The organism is Belliella baltica DSM 15883 (genome assembly GCF_000265405.1).
Classification (GTDB): Bacteria; Bacteroidota; Bacteroidia; order Cytophagales; family Cyclobacteriaceae; genus Belliella; species Belliella baltica.
In genome coordinates this window covers 3,487,702-3,510,169 of sequence record NC_018010.1, presented here as the reverse complement: position 1 = coordinate 3,510,169, position 22,468 = coordinate 3,487,702, and the positions used below count along the sequence as shown (strand labels likewise).

The following is a 22,468-nucleotide window of genomic DNA, read 5'->3' as shown; positions in this document are numbered from 1 at the left end:
ATTTTTTTTGATTTAGAAGTTCAAGTTCAAACCAACACTAATTCTTCTTGGAAGTGGATATTGAGATCCTGTATCTCCATATATTGCAGCCTCTGGATCAAGACCTGAGAAGTTTGTAAAAGTGAAAAGGTTGTCTCCGGAAACAAACACTTCCAATCCTGTGAGTTTTAATTTCTCAACTACACTTACTGGAAGCCTGTACCCAGCAGTGATGTTTCTAATCCTCAAGAAACTCACGTCTTCGATAAATCTTGATGAAGGTCTATTTGATTCATTGTTTCCACCAAAAATCGGCTGTGGGTGAGTAGCATTCGGATTTTCAGGAGACCATCTTGACCATCCTGATTGTAATTGCATATAATTATAAGTTGGGTAAGCTCCATCACTATCAAAAGTCTCTCTTGCACTGTGATAGACCATAGCTCCTTGAGTAAATGCCATGTTTGCATTTAGATAGAATCCTTTATAGTCAAATGATGAGGTCAAGCCACCAAAGAAGTTTGGAGTAGAAGTACCTACTTTTTGTAATGTTGCGTTGTTGTAGTTTCCTACTTGGGTCACTTCTCCTGTAGTTGGATCAACTCTTTCCCAAAGTGGTGTTCCATCTTCTGGATTTACTCCAACCCATTTTCTCATAAACCAAGTATCGATATCTTCGCCTACTTCAATGATTCTGTTACCTGATATTTGTCTTCTGTTTTCGAACAATTCGGTAATTTCATTTCTGTTCATACCAATATTGAAATCCAATCTCCAGTTGGCACCATTACTCTTGATAATATCAGCCCCTAAGGTTACTTCAAGTCCTCTATTGATCACGCTTCCGATATTATCGAAGTAGCCATCAAAGCCAGAGATATTTGGAAGTGGTACAAAGTGTAGTAAATCTGTGGTGTTTTTGATATAATATTCAGCTGCAAAATCAATTCTATTGAATAAACCTAACTCTATCCCAAAATTGGAAGCGGCAGTTTTTTCCCAAGTCAAATCAGGATTTCCTAGTGCAGAAGCTACAGCAGCTGGCATTCCATTATATTGTGCATTCAAAGAAAATAGTTCAAATTGGGGATACAAGCTGTCAGGTGTATTACCTACTTGCCCATACGCTGCTTTAGCTCTCAGATAGTTGATGGAAGAAACATTGAAAAACGCTTCATTGTGAATATTCCAGGCACCACTAAGAGAGAAGAAGTTACCATACTTATTGTTTGAACCAAATCTTGAAGCTCCATCGCGTCTGAAGGATGCCTGAGCACTATACCTGTTTTCGTAAGAGTAGTTAGCATTCAAAAGGTAAGACTGGAATGCATAGTCATTTTTAGTTCCTCCAATAGCTTGTGGTTCTGAAGCATTGTCGATTACCTGTGCACCAGCTGCAATTCCTCTACCTTGTGCTGAAACATTGTTAAATATGTAATCATTGAATTCATATCCAGCCAAAACATTCACAAAATGCTTGTCAAATGTTCTGGTATAAGATAGCATCTGATTGGTGAATCTTGTGATTCTTTTGTTCATTCCAACAGACATTCTACCATTGTCTGCTAAGCCTGAATTGGATCTTGGATCCGTATAGCTGAATGACTCATCATTAAAGTAAGTAAGGTTGTTTGTAGATGTAAAAGAAAGGTATTCATTGATATCATACTGGAAATCCAAATTACTCAGGATATTGAAAGTAGCTGAATTTCCATAATTCCACTGTAAGTCGTAGAGATAATTTCTGTTATCTCTTCCTCTCCAATTGGCACCTGGAGCTAGCGTATTGATTGGTTCACCGACTTCATTGAAAGGTTGATCCCAAGGAAGGTTTCTGTACATGTCGTAAATGCTGTGTCTGGCATTGTCATTTGTAGTATAAGTCGCTGCTAGTTTGGGTTTGAAAGTTAATTTTTCATTAATGTCATAATCATAATTTATCCTTGCCGATAGCCTTTCATAAGTATCACCTTTAACTGTACCAGTTTCATTGAAATAATTGAAAGCAGTGAATAATCTAGCCCTTTCTGTAGTTCCAGAATAAGAAAGGTTGTAGTCTCGAACTTGACCTGTTTGTGTTCCTATGTCCAACCAATCAGTATCTTTTTGCCTTAATGACTCGTCAAACCACCCCGGAATTGCATTTGTGTTTGGAAATTGATTCCAAAGGTCAGAAAGCTGTTCAGAGTTCATTACTTGAAAGCCACGTCTATTAAATAAACTGACCCCATTTTTGACATTGAGTGATAGTTTATTTGTTCCGGCTTTAGCACCTTTTGTAGTTACTACAATAACACCATTAGCACCTCTTGAACCATATAGTGCAGCTGCTGCTGCATCTTTCAGAACAGAAATGGATTCTACATCATTTGGATTCAAAATTGGTGTGTCATGCCAGATTACTCCATCAACAACCCATATTGGTGTTACCGAAGATCTGATAGAGGATCTACCTCGGATTCTGATCACAGGATTGGCACCTGGTGCACCTGTGCTTGCTACTACATCTACCCCCGCTATTTTCCCTTGGAGCATATTTCCAATGTTTGGTGATGTAATGTCAGTTAGCTTTTCACCACTTACAGTTGCAATAGAACCTGTTAAGTTTTCCCTTTTCTGTGTTCCGTATCCTGTTACAATCACCTCTTGTAAATCTTTCGTATCAGAAGAAAGTGAAACTGTAAGAGAAGATTGGCCAGTATATCGCACCTCTTGGGTACTATACCCAATAAATGAAAAAACCAAAGTGCTACCACTTTCAGCTTCTATGGTAAATTTTCCATCGATATCCGTTACTGCTCCGGAAGAACTGCCTTTTACCAATACATTTACGCCAGGAAGCGATTCTGATGATTGCGCGTCAAATACTTGCCCTGTGACTTGCACAGACTGTGCTTTTGCTTCCCAACTAAATAGAAGTAGCAAAAGAACCATGATGCTAGATAAATTTTTCTTCATAATTAAATAAGGTTTTGATAAAACGAGTGATCTTTCTCTTTTCGCCTGATTTATAAGGAAATGGAAAGAATTTCCTAAATCTAAATAATGTTTTTAAAATTCAAAAATAAAATAGAAAGAAATTGAAAGTTTTTAAAAAAATAAATAATAAATAGTGAAAAAATACTGTGTTATTAAGTTAATGGAAAATAATATTTTTTATAAATGAAATTAATTTAGATAATATGGTTTTGAAATCTTTCTTTTTAGATGATAATTAAATCTTATCATTACATTTAACATTGCAAATAAAGTTATAAGATTGATTAAAATGTTTAATCTTAAAGTTATAGTCATTTTATTTGTCTTTATTTAAATCTTTTGTATTTAAAAAGATTAGTTGTAAATGGTTTAGAGTTTTTCAAGTTAAAAATGAAAAAAAATATAAAAAACCGGTTGGATTATCTTCCAACCGGCTTTCTAATTCAATAACCCAATAATCTAAAATCTGAGGTCGTAAACATTTTGTTTATAAAACAAATATAATGAAAATAAAAAATCTAAAAAAGAAACTAAACGAAATATTTTATTTTTCTATTTGCAGTGATGTAAAGATGCAGCTCCTATAATTCCTGGTTCATTTATATCAGAAATATGAAGTGTCAAATTCTCAACCAAAGAAGGATAGAGACAATTTTTAAGGTTACATTTAAGACTATCTAAAAATAAATTATGTGATTTGCTGATTGACCCTCCAAGAATAATCCCTTCTGGAGAAAGGGTGTATAAGATATGTTTGATTAATTCTGCTAGGTGAATTCCAAATTGTTGAAATGCTTCAATGGCATTATTCTCTCCTTTAGTAGCTAGATGGGCGAGTTTGTCAGCAGTTTGGTTATATTCTTTGGAGAAAAATTTGCTGCTGCAGTAATCTTCAAAAGTTTTATCTAAATAGGGGATTGCACTCCATTCACCGGCAGCAGCGTTTAGACCGCTGTAAAGATTCTTATTGGTGATGATTCCCGCTCCGAGTCCTGTGCCTAAAGAGATTCCAACTACGTTGTTCAAATGTTTTAAATTCCCAAACCTGTAGGCCCCCATCACAAAACAATTTGCATCATTGTTAATTTTCACTGGTAAGTTGGTTTGAGTCTCCAGATAATTTTTCAGGTTAGAATTTATCAATGAAGGAATATTATTTATAGATAAAATTTTACCTGTAGATAGCTCTACTAATCCAGGTACTCCAATACCAATGCCATGAAATTCTTCTGAAGAATAAGTAGAGATTAAATCAAAAATTTTTTTGAAAATAGTTTCTGTATTCTCGAGAGCTGGTGTCGGGAAACTTTTAATGGAGGATAATTCACCTTTACGTAGTATTCCAGCTTTTATATTAGTTCCTCCTATGTCAATACCCAAAATGGGTTGATTTATATCCATTTATAATTGATCAGTTATATCGATGAATTGATTTAAGCCAACTCTTTCCGCATGAATAAGGAAAGAGTTGGTTTTTATTGGACTAGATAAAACCCTCTATGGATTTCTCTAACTCTCTAGCATGTGTTAAGAACTCTTGAACATTCATGTCTTTGGTATAGATTAACCCATGGCTTGATCTGACCTTGGCTGTTTCATGCAGGTAGAAGTAATTTTTCCCTAGAAGTAACTGTATATCTTGTAATTGATTTACCCAGATTCGTTTGGCAACAGTACTAAACTTCCCATTATGGGAGTAACTTGGGAAAGAAGCTTTTACCTGACTCAAGTAGCAATTTGCGAAGGAATCTTCCATTACAGACATGTCTCCAAGAGAAACTGGGGTGATTACATTAGCTTCGAAAGGCTCAAATTTGAACCATACATTCCTGTATCCAATGATTCTGAAATTTTCCAAATTTTCTTCTTCATTCCACTGTCTAACAGCCTCTGCCGTAGCTTGAAGTACTTTATAATGGGTATCAGGTCCGGAGCCTTCTGGGTCTAAAGTTAGACTAAGAATAGTAGGTTTAATTTTTCTCAATAAGTTTAAAATCGGCTCTACATCACGTTTTTTGTCTGGTTGCTCAGTGAAGATATCACCAGTATAAAAGCCTAACCTTAGGTGATGTACGTTTTTGACTTGAACACCAAAATGAGCCCAAACCAATTCTTCCTCAAACTCTCTTATCATTCCTTTAAGCTTTTGAATTTTGGATGGATTTTTCTCGCCATCATAAGAGTTTCTAAGGATGCTGATTAGGTCATTGATAGTTTCCCTAAGTCCGTTTTCATCTTTTATTTCATAAATGCCCACGATAGCCCTTATAAGCCTATGGCAAAGTCCTCTAACTCTTTGGTATTCATTTTCTGAAGCCACATTAGTAAGGAAGTGGTAAACATCTTTATCTGTCTTGAGTTTATATCCGACATCAAAGAAGTCCTCGTATTTCACCATTTGAATATCTCCGTTGTCAAGCAATTTTTTGGCTTGGAGTAGTGTGTCAATGATAAAGGTATTTGTAACAGCTGTAAAGCCGGAAGTAAGTACTGAGAAATGAACTTCATTGCTATTTTCCTGAAGTTGTGTAGTTATCTGAGGGAGAATGCCTAATGAGATATCATCGTGATGCGGACCTGTGTGAAGAATTACCTCGTTTTTTTGTTTTAAGGTTCCTTTTTGCAATTTAAGAACAGTACTTTCGATTACTTTTTCTACAGTATCTTCAGCAAGGTCAGGAATCATAGCAGTGTATTTGTCATTTTTCAGGTCCTCAAGTTTGAGTCGATCCCCATATTTCCCAAGTTTTTTGCAGAGTTCGATAACTGCCCTTTCAGTTTTATCCCATGTCCATGTTCCTTCTTTAAAATAGTTGTCTAAAGAATCTTTAAGTTTTATTGCAGCTCCTTTTGTGAGATAAAATCTCCCATAAGTTAGTTTCTGAAGACTTGAAGCAGGATATATATTGCTCATTGGGTTTTCCAATGAATCTTTGATGATCTGTGCTTTTGCTTCTCCAGCAGCGATGATGATTGCAACTGCATCTTCTTTGTAGGTGATTGTTTCCAAGCCAATGGTAATGACCAGTCTATTAGAAGAAACCTCTATTCCTCCCAAATCACCAGCAGCGACTGCTTGCGTTTCAAAGTTTGTTTCAGTGAGCCGAGTTGTAGAATAAAGTTGAGTACCTCTTGTATTGAATGCGATATGTCCATCTGGACCAATGCCACCCAGGAAAAAACCAATTCCACCTTTTTCTCTGATTTTTTGTTCATATTTTCCACACCATTCATCTATTAGATAAATAGACTCTTGTTGAATTTTCTCTAATTCGTTTATAGGATCTCTAAATCTCAAAGAAAGATCTACCTTTAAGTCTGGAAAAACTTCTTTGAAATGTCTTCCTCCTGATAGTGGTATTTCATCAGAATTGATTAAAATGGCATTTTCAGGACTCAAACCAAAGCCTTCTATATAGAACTTTTGGACATAATGAAAGAAGCTGTTTGCTTGTTTGGATGAAATAGGGTAAAATTCGTCAATCTGTACAAATGTGAGGTTACTCAGGTCAGGCTTATTACATTTCTCAAGTCCATATTTCTGTCTGACCTCTTTTCCTTTTTTGTTATCCCAGTTTTCCAATAAAAATTTCGTCCACTTGATAAAGTATTCAGGGGTTTTTCCTGTCGGTAGACTGATAACTCCATTTGGGTTTTCAGATACCCATTCTAGAAATCTACAAGCTGTAATTAAACCCAATTTCGGAAAATTGTCAACAGTGATATAAGGTATCAAAGTGCTTGTATGAATTTGATTTGACTCCTTATAAAAAGCCATTTCTACAGGAGAAAATGTTTGATTGTGATTCATTATAGGTTTTATTTTTTGGTTTGTGATATTTTTTGAGAAGACTGTATTTCCTTGTTTATTTCTCGTAATGATCTGTTCCCTCTAACTTGCAAATATCAAGATAGAGATGGGCAACTTTATTGGTGATTTCTTCAAAGTAGTTTTGACCTTTTTCAACTGTGGCTTTTGTTGGGTCACCTATACCAGTGTCCTCCGTGACTTTAGACCATTTCCTTTCGGACCAGGCCCATCCTTCTCTAATTCCTTTTATTTTGGAAAATTTTTCTTTTCCTTGTCCAGCTTTTTCCAATGGTAATACAAGGTCAGGCCTGAGATGCATTATCAGGCTAGTTTCGAGCTCATCAGCATGATCTCCAGAATGGTCAAAATACTTTGATTTTGGGATTGCCTTGAACCAGTCGCAACACATCAAAAGCATATCTGGAAACTCTAATCCTAGTTCTCTAAGGATAGTTTTGAAATCATTTCCTCCATGACTGTTTAGAATTAGGAATTTTTTAATTCCTTGGCGGTTGAGTACGGTCAGTAGGTCTTTGATGATATAGCGCTGCGTGCTAGGATTGATATTCAAGTCTAAATAGATGTCTGATTGACCTGTATTTACTCCGAAGGGGATTGTGGGTAGAATGACCACTTTCGCTCCTTTCTCCCAAGCTATTGCTCCTGACTTTTCCGCAATTTCGCTTGCTTCATAGTTGTCAGTTCCATAGGGTAGGTGGTAATTATGAGCTTCTGTAGCTCCCCAGGGTAATACTGCTAAATCATAACGAAATTCCTTTAGCATCAACCAATTCGTTTCTGATAATAGGTATGGTTTCATATTTATTTTCTTGATTCGTAATTGAATTTTTAAGATTCATTTTCAGTTGATTTATATTTTGATGGCGAGAAGCCAAAATGTTTCAAGAAACATTTACTAAAATATTTAGGGTTGTTGAAGCCAACCATGTATCCTATTTCTGAGATTTTATAATTGGTTTCTAGTAGCAGCTGAGCAGCTCTTTTCAATCGGATTGTTTGAATGAAATCGTTGGGTGTTTGACCGATTAGTGCTTTGAATTTTTCAAAAACCAATGTTCTACTCATTCCAAGATCTTTTACCAAATCATGGACTTGGAAATCAGGATTATCTATGTGCTTCTCAATACTAGAAATCGCTTGATTCAAGAATTTTTCATCTTCCGAAGTGACCTTAATTTTTGATGAATCAAGATTTGGTATTAATTGAAATTGTTTTTGAAACTTTTCTCGACCATCAAGGATATTTTTAATTTTTAGAATTAATAGATCAATAGGAAAAGGTTTGGTTATATAATCATCAGCTCCTGATTCATAACCTTCGAGCTGATTAATATGGGAACTTTTGGCTGTCAGTAAAATGACGGGGATATGACTTGTTTCAATGTTTTGTTTGAGCATTTTGCACATAGAAATACCGTCAAGCTTAGGCATCATGACATCAGAAATCACGAAATCAGGTTTGTTTTCAATTGCTGAGTTTAGCCCTTCCTCACCATCTTTGGCTTCTATAATTTCAAAATGCAAGCTTAAGGACCTTTTGAGTAAGAGCAATAAATCAATATTGTCCTCCACAATCAGAAGTTTTTTTCCAATAGTTAGTTCGTTTTCTTGTTCACTTTCGTGCGAGATTTTAAAATCATCAAAATAGATTTCTTTAGAATTCGTGTTATTGGATTGGTATTTTTCTTCGCTAAAGGTGATACCTTGAGCGAGTTGAGACTTGTCATAATGTTCGAATCCTGTTTTAAGTAAAATGGTAAATATAGTCTCTACTCCAGGTTTACTTTTTACTTTTATTCTTCCTTGATGTAAATCGATGATGTTTTTGGAAAGTGCCAAGCCTATTCCTGTACCAGCTTGATGAAAATCTCCTTTTTGATGAACTTGGAAAAACCTATCAAAAATTAAATCAATGTTTTCTGGTTCTATGCCTCTTCCATTATCAATTATTTTAAAACCTACTAAATTTAAATCTGTATCATTTTTGACCTGAATTTGAATTCTACCACCATCTGGTGTGAACTTTATGGCATTGTAAATTAAATTAAAGAATACTTTTTCCATTTGCTCTGGATCGAACCATAAGGCAAATGGGATATCATCATCAATTTGAATATTAAAATCAATATTTTTCTGTTCTACCAATGTAAAGAATGAATCAAAAATCTCTTTGATAAATGACCTTGTAGGGACTTGTCTAACTGTCAGGTTTAGGTTTCCTGTCTCCTGTTTTCTAAAATCCAAGAGTTGGTTAATTAATCTCAAAAGTCTATTGGTATTGGAATGAATTGATTCCAATTGCTTGGAGACCAATGGAGACAAGTATTTTTCCTTTTCTAATTGCTCTAATGGTGCTTTTATCAACATTAGAGGAGTTCGAAGTTCATGGGATATGTTTGTAAAGAATCGTAATTTTAGTTGATTTATCTCTTCTTGTTTTTCTTTTTCCAATCGTTCGAAGCGTAGGTCATTTTTAAGTTTAATTCGCCATGCAATTATATTTTTGATTCCATATGCTGCGAGGAAAATTAAGATTACATAGATAAAGTAGGCTAATTTACTTTTGTGCCAAGGAGGAGAGACAATAATTGAGATGGTTCTACTTGGACTAGTAGTTTGATTATTGTCTATAAAGGCTCTAACATGAAACAGATATTTTCCTGGCTTTAGGTTGGCATAAGTAGCGAATCTTCTTTGAGCATCTGTATTAATCCAATCTTGGTCGTAGCCTTCTAGATAATACTGATACTGAATTTTGCTTTGTAAATTGAATTGAAGTGATGCAAATTCCAGTTCAAGGCTATTATGCTGATAAGAAATTGAGATTTGGTCTTTGTAGCTGATTTGTGTTTCTAAAATAGTGCTTCCCAATACTTCTTCATTTACATTCACTTCATTATTGAGTATTTTCAGTTTTGTGAAAACAGGAGTTTCCGGAATTGGATAGATTGATATTTTCTCAGGAAAGAAAGCATTGAAGCCATTGGTACCACCAAAATATAAGCGACCTATATTATCTTTAAATGCTGTACCAAGATTGAATTCGTCAGATTGTAAGCCATCTTCCTCCTTATAATTTTTGAATACTTCAGACTTTTGATCAAAAGCTGAAAGTCCATTTAAAGTACTGATCCACAACTGCCCATCATTATCTTCCAAGATTCCTTTGATTACATCGCTTGGTAATCCATCCTTTACCCTGTACACGAGCACTTCATTCGAAAGAGGGTTTATTTTATTGAGACCACCGCCGAATGTTCCAACCCAAATGAAACCATTTTTATCTTCTAAGACGGATGTAATGATATCGTGACTTATTTTTGTGTTTTCATGATGGCTTTGGAAATATTCAAATTTACCTGAAGAGAGGTTTAATTTGTTTAGACCACCACCATAAGTACCTATCCAAAGATTATTTTTACTGTCAACAAGAAGAGATCGGATATCATTAAAGCTTGGAGATCTATTTTTGTTTAAGCCAGAATAGAAAGTTTCAAAAAGGCCAGTCGTAGGATCAAATTTATTTAAACCTCCACCATTTGCAGTACCTATCCAGAAATTACCACTATTATCTTCTGTAATTGCCCAAACCTCATTTTTACTCAAGCTATTTTTTCCAGGGATTTGTTTGAGGTATTTTACGGTTTTAGTTTTGGGGTTATAGATATTAATTCCACCTCCATCTGTTCCAATCCAAATTTCACCATTTTTTGCTTGATGAATAACTTGAACATTATCATGAGATAAAAAGCCATCTTTAGAATTAAAGTAGCGAAATAACTTTTCTCCAGATGGTAATAAATTTAATCCACCATTAAAAAGCCCAACCCAAAGATTATCATCTTTATCGACAAAGATAGATTTCACCATTCTGCTTGATAAGCCATGATTTTCTCGAGGGTCATATTTGTAATGTTCAAAATATTGCTGACTAAAATTTATTTTATTTAGGCCTTCACCAGAATACATTCCAAGCCATATTTGTTGTTTGTTGTCTTTATATATGGTATATACTGAATTGCCATTTAGGCTCTTAGATTTCATTGGATCGTCTTTGTAATGTTTTAAGGTTCCTTTGGATTGATTAAAACTGATTAAACCTTGGCCTAGCGTGCCAATTAAAATATTACCAAACTGATCCTCTTCAAATGAAGTTACATTAAGGTCTTGTTTATTATTTATGCCTCGAACTTTAGAAAGGTCAAAAAAAGAGAAGTAAGCTTTATCAGCTTCTTTTCTCCAAACTCCGTTTTTCTCTGTACCAATCCAAAAATCTCCGTTGGAGCTTTCGAAAAATGATTTGATAGAATTTAGGTTAAGTTCCTTAAAGAGTTCGATTTGTTTGATTTCATAAGAGCCATTAGGAATTTTAAAAGCTCCTTCGTCCAATGTGCCTATGTATATATTTCCTTCTTTATCTTCGGCAACAGTCCAGATTTTATTATCTAATAGCGGAGAGTTTCTTTTGTTGAAAAATTGCACTTCCAACTTAGAAGTGTATGTAGTTAGTTCATTAGAGAAGGTATTTTCAAATCCTGAAACTAAAATAATTCCATCTCCTTGTGTACCGATCCAGAGTCTTTGCTTTGAATCTAAGAAAATTGATGCGATTTTATTAGCAAATCTTCTTGGTTCATCCTGATTTTCAAGTGTGAATTCTATGAATTGTTCTGTTTTTGGATTTAATACATTGATGCCACCTCCCTCTGTACCTATCCATAATAATCCATTGGGGTCTTTTGAAATTGCTCTGATTACATTGTTACTGATACTAAAGCGATTTTCAGGAGAGTGTTTAAAAGTTTTGAAATTATATCCATCGAATCGGCTTAGTCCATCATCAGTACCCATCCAAAGGAAACCTAAATTGTCTTGTTGTATTGCTAAAACAGAGTTTTGTGGCAAACCATCATTTGAGCTATAATGATCAAAATTTGGGATAACTTCATCATTGTTATCTTGTGCAAAGGTAAAATGACCTAAACTGGCAAATAGAGCCAAACATATCCATTTGAACAATGGTACTTTTAACAGTCTTTTGTTTTGCTTGATCCAATCCAAATTTTTCACGGTTGATTTCTTTGAGTTCAAAATTAACATATCCTCCTCATTGACATAAATAAAATATCTATCAAAACAAGATTTGGATGTATTTCACCCAATTTACGGACAATATTACACCTACTGGATAATTCTATCCCTCAATTTGGATTTTTGTTTCCGTACTGTAAAAACTTGTTTATGGAAATTTGGATCATAGACTTTGAGCCGAAATCAGACTGTTTCTGGAAGGCTTTCAAGTCAAAGAAAATGAATCAATTAACATAACCAAAAACTAACATGAAGAAATTCGACCTAAAAGCCTGGTTGATCTTTACTTTATTGATGGGCATGTCCTATGTGGTGACTGCACAAGAATCTAGAACGATCACAGGAAAAGTAATTGACGAGAACACTGGGGAGAGTATTCCTGGAGTAAATGTACTTGTAATGGGTACTACAAATGGTACAGCAACAGATATTGATGGAAATTTCACCTTATCTGTAAGTCAAGGAGAGCGATTGAGATTTACTTTCATAGGCTACACTGCCTATGAAATTGTAATTAATAATCAATCACGATTAGATGTTTCATTGAAACTGGACTCTCAAAGTTTAGATGAAGTGGTTGTTATAGGGTTTGGAGAACAGTCTAGAGAAACACTTACATCTGCAGTGTCTAAAGTAGATCGAAAAGTTTTGGATAATGTTCCATTTGCTAATGCAGCTTCAGCACTTCAAGGCACTGTTTCTGGTGTTAGGGTTCAAACTACGAGTGGACAGCCGGGTGCAGCACCAAGGGTAATTGTTAGGGGTGGAACATCTATCAATAATCCAGATGGAGCACAGCCACTTTATATTATTGACGGTGTAATTAGAAATAATATGAATGATCTAAACCCTGATGATATTGAAACCTTTCAGGTATTAAAGGATGCAGCAGCAACAGCGATTTATGGTGCTAGGGGATCAAATGGTGTTGTAATTATTACAACAAAGACTGGTAAAGTTGGAAAAACTTCAGTTCAATATAGGTACACTGTAGGTATGTCAGAGCAGTGGAACCAATATGAGATGGCATCCGCAAGAGATTATATTTACTTTAATAGAATGGGTATTCTTCGGTTGGCAGAAAAAAGTCCAGGACAATTATTTAGGTTAAATCAAGCCAATGGTTTTGGAATAGGTAATAATTTAACGAATACCACCGCATTCACTCCTCAATATCTGACACCCGAAAATGAATATAAGTTGAATGAGGGTTGGCAGTCAATGATAGATCCAGCTGATCCTACAAAGACGATTATTTTTGATGAAGTTGACTGGCAATCCATCTTATTTAGGCAAGCAATTACTCAAAATCATAATATTCAAATTTCAGGAGGTTCTGAGAAAGCAAGATTTGACATGGGTATTGGTTATCTTGATAACCAAGGTGTAGCCATCAATACAGACTTCAAAAGATTTACTGTCCGTATGAACGGTGATATAGAAGTCAATAAGAAGCTGTCAGTTTATGGAAGATTAAATTTCACCAATTCATCCAATACCCAGGTATTCAACGAAAATGAAATCTTTCAAAGGGCTTTGGGCTTACCGCCAACCGCTAAATTCAGGTATGAAGATGGCAGCTTAGCTCCGGGCCAAAACCGTTCAATGGGTAATCCAGTGTACCATTTGGGCAGGTCTGATGCCCTGAATGCAACCAACAGGATTACCTTATCAGCTGGGGCCAATTGGGAAATTCTTCCAGGGCTTACTTTTGAACCTATAGGATCACTTTATATGGTGCAGTCAACAAGCAATTCTTTTCTCAAATCCTATTTCAATACACCTACACAATTTGTAGATAACAGGGCCGCTTCAGCTTCCAATTCACTTTTCTGGCAAAAGCAATTTGACGGAGTCTTTACTTACAATAAATCAGTAGGATTGCACAACATTCAAGGAAAAGTTGGCGGGGCTTATTTTGACAGACAAATTTATAGTGCGTCAGCATCAGGAAGAGGTGCAGCTTCAGATTTGATTCCTACTCTCAATGCATCTGCAGAACCAACAGCTGTATCTTCATCACTTACACAATTACGAATTCTAGGATATTTTGGTAGAGTCACTTATGATTATGATCAAAAATATCTTTTTTCTGCTTCCGCAAGAGTTGATGGAGCATCAAACTTAGGTAGAAATAATTATTGGGGTGTTTTTCCTGGTGTATCAGCAGGCTGGAATATTCATAAAGAGGATTTTTGGACCAATGTTCCCCAATCAATATCTTCTTTAAAGTTAAGAGCTAGTTATGGTGTAAATGGTAATGTTGGGAATTTATCAGATTTTCATGCTCAAGGGTTGTATTCTGTTGGAGCGAGATATAATGATTTAGCAGCTATTCAAAACAATAGAATGGCAAATCAGGATTTAAGATGGGAAAGATCAAAAACTGTCAATCTTGGAATTGATATGGGTTTGTTTGACAATAAAGTTAATGTAACTGCAGAATATTATAATAGAGTCACGGATGATTTGTTGACTGACTTGCAATTACCACAATCTACAGGGTTTTCATCGATACTGACTAATTTAGGTTCTTTGAGAAATGAAGGTTTTGAGATCGAAATCGGGGCGACTATAGTTCAAAAAAACAATTTTAGCTGGAATTTAGCAGCAAATGCAGCCTACAATATTAATACTATTGTAAGACTTCCTGATAATGATAATGAAAAGAACAGGATCGGAGGGGTATTTGTATTCAATCCACGTTCCGGTAAGTATGAATGGTTAGGCGGACTTCAGGAAGGAGAAAGACTGGGTGAGATGTTTGCTTACCAGCATCTAGGAGTATACCCAACAGATGAAGCTGCGGCCAATGCTCCACTGGATTTACTGGTTCCGGGAAGTAACAAATCAAAATTTGGAGGAGATGTCAATTGGGCTGATCTGGACAAAAATGATACGATTGATAGCCGCGATAGGGTTAGGGTCGGCAATATGTTCCCTAAATGGACCGGAGGATTTACCAATACCTTTAATTACAAAAGACTGAGTCTGACAGTAAGAACTGACTTTGCTTTAGGACATACCATATACCATGAGACCAGGGCAAGATTCAATGGCCAGTACCAAGGGGATATCGGGATCCTGAAAGAAACTACAAAGTCCTGGCAGGAACAGGGAGATATAACAGACTTCCCAAGGTTTATGTGGGCGGATCAGCTGGCCCAGAACAACTCTTCCCGTGGCAGTTCATTCTTCTATGAAAGAGGGGATTACCTGGCTATCAGGGAAGTCACGCTTAGCTATAATTTCCCTCAAAGTATATTAAGGCCGCTGAGGCTGCCAGCGGTAAGGGCACATTTTACCGGCTCCAACCTACATTATTTCACCAAATATACTGGTTTAAACCCTGAATTGGGAGGTACCGATTCAGGCAGATATCCAATTCCAAGAAGCTATTTGTTGGGTATCAATGTGTCATTTTAATTCAATTAAAGCGCGAAAATCATGAAAAATATAAAATTCAGAATATACTTCAATTTTATTCTGGCATTGGGATTACTGGCAGGTAATTCCTGCACAGATATGCTGGAGGTAGAGCCTATCAGTACCATTACAGCTGCGGGGTTCTGGGTCAATGAAGACAATGCAAACGGAGCATTAAGTGGTATGTATGTAAGATTTAGAGATCAAGCCTCTAGTAATCTATTTGTTTGGGGAGAAGGAAGAAGTGAAACTTTGAGTTATGGGCTTCAAGCATCAGAGGGACTTGAGCGTTATTTCCTAAACGATGTAGATCCAAATTTTTCTGGCCCAAATTGGCTGAGGATGTACACTGTAGTTCATGATGCTAATTTGATCATCAAGTATGTCCCTGGTATTACTTTTAATAATGTGGCAAATAAAAATAGAATGCTTGCTGAAGCTTATACCATGAGAGCATTCTTGTATTTTACAATGGTTAGAACCTGGGGAGGTGTTCCATTAGTTGTAGACCCTACAGAAGGTTATGATGCAGAAATGACTTTTAGACCAAGAGCATCAGTTGAGGAGATTTTTACACAAATCAAAGCTGATTTAGATAGGGCATTGGAATTATATCCAAATAATAACGTAGGGACAGGAAGGGCATATTGGTCAAAACCATCCGCCAATGTCTTGAAAGCAGAGGTTTTCTTGTGGACAGGGAAGGTCTTGAATGGGGGACAAGCGGATTTTACAACTGCATTGAGTGCATTAAATGATGCTCAAGGCGCAGGTGGACTTGGCTTATTGCCTAACTATGATAATATCTTTAGATATAGTAATAAAGGGAATTCTGAAGTTTTATTTGGTGTGAGATACTTAGACCTTGAAGCCGGGGCTAACTATAATGCCAATATGTATATCAGAGATGATGAAATTCCACCATCTGCATCAGATGAGGTTAAAGCCAAACTTGGTCAAGGTGGTGGCCTGAATAGATGGGCTCCATCGCAGACTATAAGAGCTCAATTTGATGAAAGAGACAGTAGAAGAGATGCATCTTTTGTAGAGATTTTTGTTCCAAATAATGAAGGTGGGCAAAACTACTATGGATCTGCTGTAAGGAAATACAGAGGCTATGTGGATCCTTCTGGTAGAAGATTTATTGACGATATCATCATTTACCGGTATGCTGATCTTCTTCTTTTGAAAGCAGAAGCTAAAAATGCACTGGGTCAGGACCCAAGTCCTGAAATGAATGAAATCAGGCAAAGAGCATATGGGGCTAATTTTGATGATTTTAGGTTTGTCAATGGATCACGTGAAGCTAATGATGAAGCAATCCTTCAAGAAAGGTTATTTGAATTTGCATTTGAAGGAAAAAGATGGTGGGACTTAGTAAGGTTTGATAAAGCATTTGATAAAGTGCCTTCTCTTCAGGCAAGAGCTACACAAAGACATTTATTACTTTGGCCAATATCCTTAGGAACAATAAGCCTTAATTCAAGAATAGTTCAGAATCCTGGCTACGGAAATTAAACTCATAGGGTTATTAAGTTTGGGAAAAGGGACGGAGATTTCCGTCCCCCTTTCTATCAATTTTTACTCAGTTTTTCTATACAGATGATCTTTTCATGATATTGAGAATTGACTTGTATTTGTCCAGGTTATTCAAGACAGCTTGAGAAATCAATTAACTTAAAAAGGTGTTTCAGGCTCTAATTTGAAAACACAATAAAATTAAACCTAAATAATTAAAATATTAAGATATGCAATTTCAAAAAATTTCGGGGCTTATCGCAGCAACTTTTAGCCCTTTTGATAAAGGTGATAAACTCAATCTTGATCTTATTCCAAAATACAAAAAGATGTTGGTCTCCAATCAGGTGAAAGGTGCATTTATATGTGGAACAACTGGTGAAAGTTCTTCTACGAGTGTGGAAGAAAAGACTCAATTAATTCAAAAATGGGCACTTCAACAAGAAGATGATTTTAAAGTTATTGCTATGGTATCCGGAACGAATCAGTCAGAAGGGATTTTTTTAGCAAAAGAAGCTAATAAGGCAGGAATATATGGTATTTCAGTCAATGCCCCATATTACTTTAAGACAGCAACGGTAAGACAGCTAGTCGATTTTATAAAACCTATCGCCGCTGCAGCTCCAAATCAGGCCTTATATTTTTACCATATCCCTGTATTGACAAATGTCAACTTAGATATGCTTGAGTTTTTAGAAATAGCAGGTAATGAAATTGAGAATTTTGCTGGAATAAAATACACTCATAATGATTTGATGGAGTTCAATCGTTGCCTACGATTTAAAGATGGGAAGTATGATGTTCTTTGGGGTTGGGATGAAACTTGTTTAGCAGGATTAGCTATGGGAGCAAAAGGAGCTGTTGGGAGTACATACAATTTTGCTGCACCGCTATACAATAGAATTTTTGAAGAATTTGAAAGAGGTGATTTTGAAAATGCGAGAGCGTTACAAGAATTATCAATAGACTTTATAAGTCTTTATGCAAAATTTGGGGGTGCTGCTACTGGAAAAGCCATTATGAACATAATTGGCTTTGACTGTGGATCTTTTAGAGCTCCAATCAAGCGATTAGATGTGTCGGAAATTCATTCTCTGAAGATTTTGCTTGAGGAGTTGGGGGTTTTTGAATATACAGCAAAGGTTCCTCAAGGTTAAGAAATAAAGGTATGAGAAAAATATTACTCTTTCTATTTTTGTTTCAGTTTTGGGTTGATTCTATTGCTTCACAAGATGAAATGACTCAATTCAGTTGGTCTACAGTTGCCGACTTGGCCGATTTGGATTCAGAAATCGCGAAATTGGGCTTCGCTGGGATGTTTGCAGGAGAGCATCGCGGTGCAATAATCTTGGCTGGTGGTGCAAACTTTCCAAATGGAATGCCTTGGTATGGGGGTGAAAAGCACTGGTGGAACCAGATTTATATTTTAGAATCGGGTAAAGAAGGATTTTCTTGGATTAAAAACAAGGAATATACACTCAATCAAAATCTTGCTTATGGAGCGTCAGTTTCCACACCCAAAGGATTAATCCTGATAGGAGGGGAGAATGAATCAGGTCCACAAAAGTCCGTTACTATCTTAAGTTGGAATCCAGAAACTAGGCAGTTGAATCAGAATCAACTGCCATCTTTGCCTGTGGCACTCTCCTATACAACAGCGACTTATAGTGGTGGGAAAATATATGTAGCAGGTGGAGAAGAGCAAGATTTAACTTCAGATGCTTTTTTTGTTTTAGATATTAGTGTTGAGAATCCTGAGTGGGAAAGTCTTAAATCTTGGCCAGGTTCTCCTAGATCAAATGCGGTATTGATTAGTCAATTGTCAGGAGACTATGAAAAGCTTTATTTGTTTGGTGGAAGGAAAAAAGTGCCGAATGACATCAGTGAACTTTATGCTGATGTTTTTGAGTATGATCCAAAGTTGGATGAATGGAGTATCTTGGAACCAATTAAAGATGGAAATGGGGCTATTGTTCCACTTTCTGCGATGTCAGCCGCACCATATGGATCTGGTCATATTCTTTTATTTGGGGGAGTTACCGGTTCTTATTTTTCAAAACTTGAAGCTTTGGCTTTAAATATCAATAATTCTGATAATGATGAAGAAAAAGCAGATTTGGAGGAAGAAAGGAAAAAACTAATAGCAGAACATCCTGGATTCATCAATCAAATATTTTCATTTCATGCTGTCACTAAGTCTTGGACTGTTATAGACGATATGCCTTTTTCCAGTCCTGTGAATACTACTGCAGTGACAAGTGGAAACTATATTCTAGTTCCATCAGGGGAAATCTCTCCAGGTATAAGAACACCAGAAATAAAGGGATTAATCATTAAAAATAACCAGCAATTTGGAACGCTCAATTACATTGTACTTGGAGGATATTTGGGTATTTTAGTAATTATGGGCTTTTTTATTTCCAAAAAACAGCACAATTTAGCAGACTTCTTTAAAGCAGGGGGAAGAGTACCTTGGTGGGCAGCTGGAATTAGTGTTTTTGGCACCCAATTAAGCGCCATTACCTTTATGGCCATACCTGCCAAAACTTTTTCTACGGATTGGACGCTGTTTTTTTTGCTGATGACAATCATTATGATCTCACCAGTGATCATTGCGTTGTTTTTGCCTTTCTTCAGAAGGCTTAACCTGACTACAGCCTACGAATACCTTGAGCTTCGATTCAATAGAACAGTCCGCAATTTGGGCAGTATTATATATGTTACGCTCCAGTTTGGGAGGTTGGGTATTGTCCTGCTTTTGCCTTCACTTGCACTTTCCGTGGTTACAGGTATGAGTGTTGAGTTGTGTATTTTAATCATGGGAGTATTGAGCATATTATATACTGTACTTGGTGGAATAGAAGCAGTAATCTGGACTGATGTGATTCAAGTGTTGGTACTCTTGGGAGGGGCATTGATTTCACTTGTCATGATGGTATACCATATGGATATGGAATGGGGGACCATTAAAGAATTGGCATTGGATTCTGGTAAAATGAAGATTTTTGACACTTCATTTGACTTTACCGGAACTGCGATTTGGGTGGTATTGATTGGTGGGTTAGCTTCCAATCTGGTACAGTATGGGAGTGATCAGACCGTTATCCAAAGATACCTCACTACCAAAGATGAAAAGACTGCTGCCAGAGGTATCTTAACAGGTGCTTGGATGGCATTGCCATCTGCTTTGATTTTCTTTGCCATTGGTACTGCTTTGTACCTTTTCTATCTACAGCACCCACAAGCCCTTTCACCTGTCATTCAAAATACAGACAGCATTTTCCCTTGGTACATTGTTACTCAACTGCCACAGGGAGTTTCGGGCCTTTTGATTGCAGCTGTTTTTGCGGCAGCCATGTCGAGCTTGGACAGTAGCATGAATTCAGTCGCCACGGTGATCACCACTGATTTTTATAATCGTTGGTTTCCATTACAAAAAGATGAAGGCAAACAGCTTACTTTTGCTAGATGGGTTACTATAGTCATAGGTGTCGGCGGTACCCTTCTTGCCTTGGTGATGGCAAACATGGGTATTCCTTCCTTATGGGATCAGTTCAATATGCTGATCGGATTATTTGCGGGAGGATTGGGAGGAATATTCCTGATTGGGATACTTTCCCGCTCAGTCAACGGGCAAGGTGCAGTTTTTGGTTTGTCGGCGAGTGCCCTAGTGCAGATCTTAGTCAAATACCAAACCGATCTCAGCATTCACTTATATGCCTTTACTGGATTGGTAAGTGCGATATTGTTTACTTATCTCTTTAGCCTTCTATTCCAAAAGCCTAGCAGTAAAAGTATAGAAGGTTTAACCATACATTCTTTGAAGAAAGAAAAGGAAGAAAAGCAGTATGAAGGGGTAATGGCTTATAGAGGTAAATGATCAATACAATTGAAATAAGTAGAAATATATAGAAATAAAGGAAATATGAAAAAGTATAAGGTATTTGGATTATTGACGATGATCATTGGGGTGATGGCTAGCGTCTCTTGTCAGTCTCAGAAACTGGAAAGTGGAAAGGCTCTCTCTTTCGAACCCCGCTATGTACCGCTTCTTCAGGGAGGTTTTAGTCACGTGGGAAGTATTCTTTTGGATGGGAATACCCAAGCTGAAAATGGCCAGTTGACTTTGATAATCAATGGGAATCAGGAGATGGACAGCGTAAAGCTTGTAGCGAGAATTGGAGAAAAAGAAACCCAAGTGCTGGCCAAAACGGCTAAGGTCAAAGGCAAGACTACTTTAAAGCTTGCCGCTTTACCCTCTGGGGCACAATCCTTGGAAGTTCATGTCATGGCCAATGATACCCATGATTTGAAAGACAAGGTCAATATTTCGGTAGGAAATATAATGCTGGATAAAAAGAAGATTGCTTTAAACAGCACCAAAGAAGTTTCTGCATACAGGCTGGCTACAGCCTTGAGAAGTTATGGTTTTGAAGGGGTGCATTCTTACAGGATACCTGGACTGGTTACTACCCCAAAGGGAACAGTACTGGCAGTATATGATATCAGGAGAAATAGCTCTGTGGACTTGCAGGGGGATATCGATGTAGGCCTGAGTAGAAGTACGGATGGCGGAAGAACCTGGGAACCCATGAAAGTGATCATGGATATTGGCGAATGGGGAGACCTTCCTGAAGATCAGAACGGTATTGGAGACCCGGCTATTTTGGTAGACCATGAAACCGGCCATATCTGGGTGGCTGCCCTATGGCAGCATGGCAAGCCCGGGAAAATGGCCTGGAATTCTTCCGAACAGGGTATGAAGCCTGAAGAGACCGGACAGTTTATGTTGGTGAAGTCGGAGGATGATGGTCTTACATGGTCTGAACCCATCAATATCACACAACAAATGAAAGACCCCAAATGGCACCTTTTCTTCAACGGTCCTGGTAAAGGTATTACCATGCAGGATGGTACTTTGGTTTTCTCGGCTCAATACAAGGACGAAAATAATATGCCTCACAGTACCATTATTTACAGCAAAGATAAAGGCAAGAACTGGTCTGTAGGTACGGGAGCTAGATCCAATACCACCGAAGCTCAAGTCGTAGAGCTTGCTGATGGTACTTTAATGCTTAATATGCGGGACAACCGTGGAGGTTCAAGGGCAGTGGCAGTGACCAAAGATTTTGGAAAAACTTGGACAGAACATTCGACTTCCAGAAAAGATTTGATAGAGCCTGTATGTATGGCAAGTATCATTGATAATCCATACATAGACCAAATGCTGCTATTTTCCAATCCTGCACATGAAAAAAGAAGAGTCAATATGACCATCAAAGCAAGTAAGGATGACGGCAATACCTGGCCGGAAGACATGCAGCTGCTGCTGGATGAAGGGCAGGGCTGGGGCTATTCCTGCCTGACCATGATCAATGAAAAAGAGGTGGGGATACTTTACGAAAGCAGTGTGGCCAATATTACTTTTCAGATTATTCCATTGGAGGATGTTCTGAGGAAATAAGAAATAAAAAGGCTAAGGCTTTAATTATGGGTATTAGACGTTTGGAGACCGATGGAGTTTTTACAAGGGGCTATTTACAATTGGCCTTATTTATAATAGTGAAGCAGAGCTGGGGAAATATTGATGTATATGGCAAATGAAAAAACTGAAATTTTATCTAGAAATGATTTTGTGTAAAT

The 22,468-nt window shown here is 36.9% G+C and carries 10 protein-coding genes; 5 read left to right on the top strand and 5 right to left on the bottom strand.

Annotated elements, in window-relative coordinates:
• Positions 1–12: 12 nt before the first annotated feature.
• The 5 genes from BELBA_RS15915 to BELBA_RS15895 all read right to left on the bottom strand — a co-directional run bounded on the left by BELBA_RS15915 (position 13) and on the right by BELBA_RS15895 (position 11,860).
• A complete protein-coding gene (locus BELBA_RS15915) occupies positions 13–2,937 on the bottom strand; it encodes a SusC/RagA family TonB-linked outer membrane protein (protein ID WP_014773705.1) in 2,925 nt (974 codons plus the stop codon).
• A gap of 573 nt (positions 2,938–3,510) precedes the next feature.
• Complete coding sequence (locus BELBA_RS15910) at positions 3,511–4,359, bottom strand: ROK family protein (RefSeq protein WP_014773703.1); 849 nt, start codon at positions 4,357–4,359, stop codon at positions 3,511–3,513.
• Between the two features lie 82 nt (positions 4,360–4,441).
• Positions 4,442–6,769 (bottom strand): PIG-L family deacetylase, encoded by a 2,328-nt coding sequence (locus BELBA_RS15905; protein WP_014773702.1) that lies wholly within the window; start codon positions 6,767–6,769, stop codon positions 4,442–4,444.
• A gap of 55 nt (positions 6,770–6,824) precedes the next feature.
• A complete protein-coding gene (locus BELBA_RS15900) occupies positions 6,825–7,589 on the bottom strand; it encodes a creatininase family protein (RefSeq protein ID WP_014773701.1) in 765 nt (254 codons plus the stop codon).
• Positions 7,590–7,618: 29 nt separating this feature from the next.
• A complete protein-coding gene (locus BELBA_RS15895; protein ID WP_245531087.1) occupies positions 7,619–11,860 on the bottom strand; it encodes a hybrid sensor histidine kinase/response regulator transcription factor in 4,242 nt (1,413 codons plus the stop codon).
• A 270-nt stretch (positions 11,861–12,130) separates the two neighbouring features.
• Here BELBA_RS15895 and BELBA_RS15890 point away from each other — a divergent pair, with 270 nt between their 5' ends.
• The 5 genes from BELBA_RS15890 to BELBA_RS15870 all read left to right on the top strand — a co-directional run bounded on the left by BELBA_RS15890 (position 12,131) and on the right by BELBA_RS15870 (position 22,289).
• Positions 12,131–15,307 carry a SusC/RagA family TonB-linked outer membrane protein gene (locus BELBA_RS15890; protein WP_014773698.1) on the top strand — a complete coding sequence of 1,059 codons (3,177 nt, stop codon included), beginning with the start codon at positions 12,131–12,133 and terminating at the stop codon, positions 15,305–15,307.
• A 21-nt stretch (positions 15,308–15,328) separates the two neighbouring features.
• Entirely contained in the window at positions 15,329–16,825 is a 1,497-nt protein-coding gene (locus tag BELBA_RS15885) for a RagB/SusD family nutrient uptake outer membrane protein (protein WP_014773697.1), read from the top strand.
• Positions 16,826–17,055: 230 nt separating this feature from the next.
• A complete protein-coding gene (locus tag BELBA_RS15880) occupies positions 17,056–17,982 on the top strand; it encodes a dihydrodipicolinate synthase family protein (protein ID WP_014773696.1) in 927 nt (308 codons plus the stop codon).
• Between the two features lie 11 nt (positions 17,983–17,993).
• The gene (locus BELBA_RS15875; RefSeq protein WP_014773695.1) at positions 17,994–20,705 is read left to right on the top strand and encodes a sodium:solute symporter family protein; all 2,712 of its coding nucleotides are present in this window, start codon (positions 17,994–17,996) and stop codon (positions 20,703–20,705) included.
• 45 nt (positions 20,706–20,750) lie between these two features.
• Complete coding sequence (locus BELBA_RS15870; protein WP_014773694.1) at positions 20,751–22,289, top strand: sialidase family protein; 1,539 nt, start codon at positions 20,751–20,753, stop codon at positions 22,287–22,289.
• Positions 22,290–22,468 lie beyond the last annotated feature (179 nt).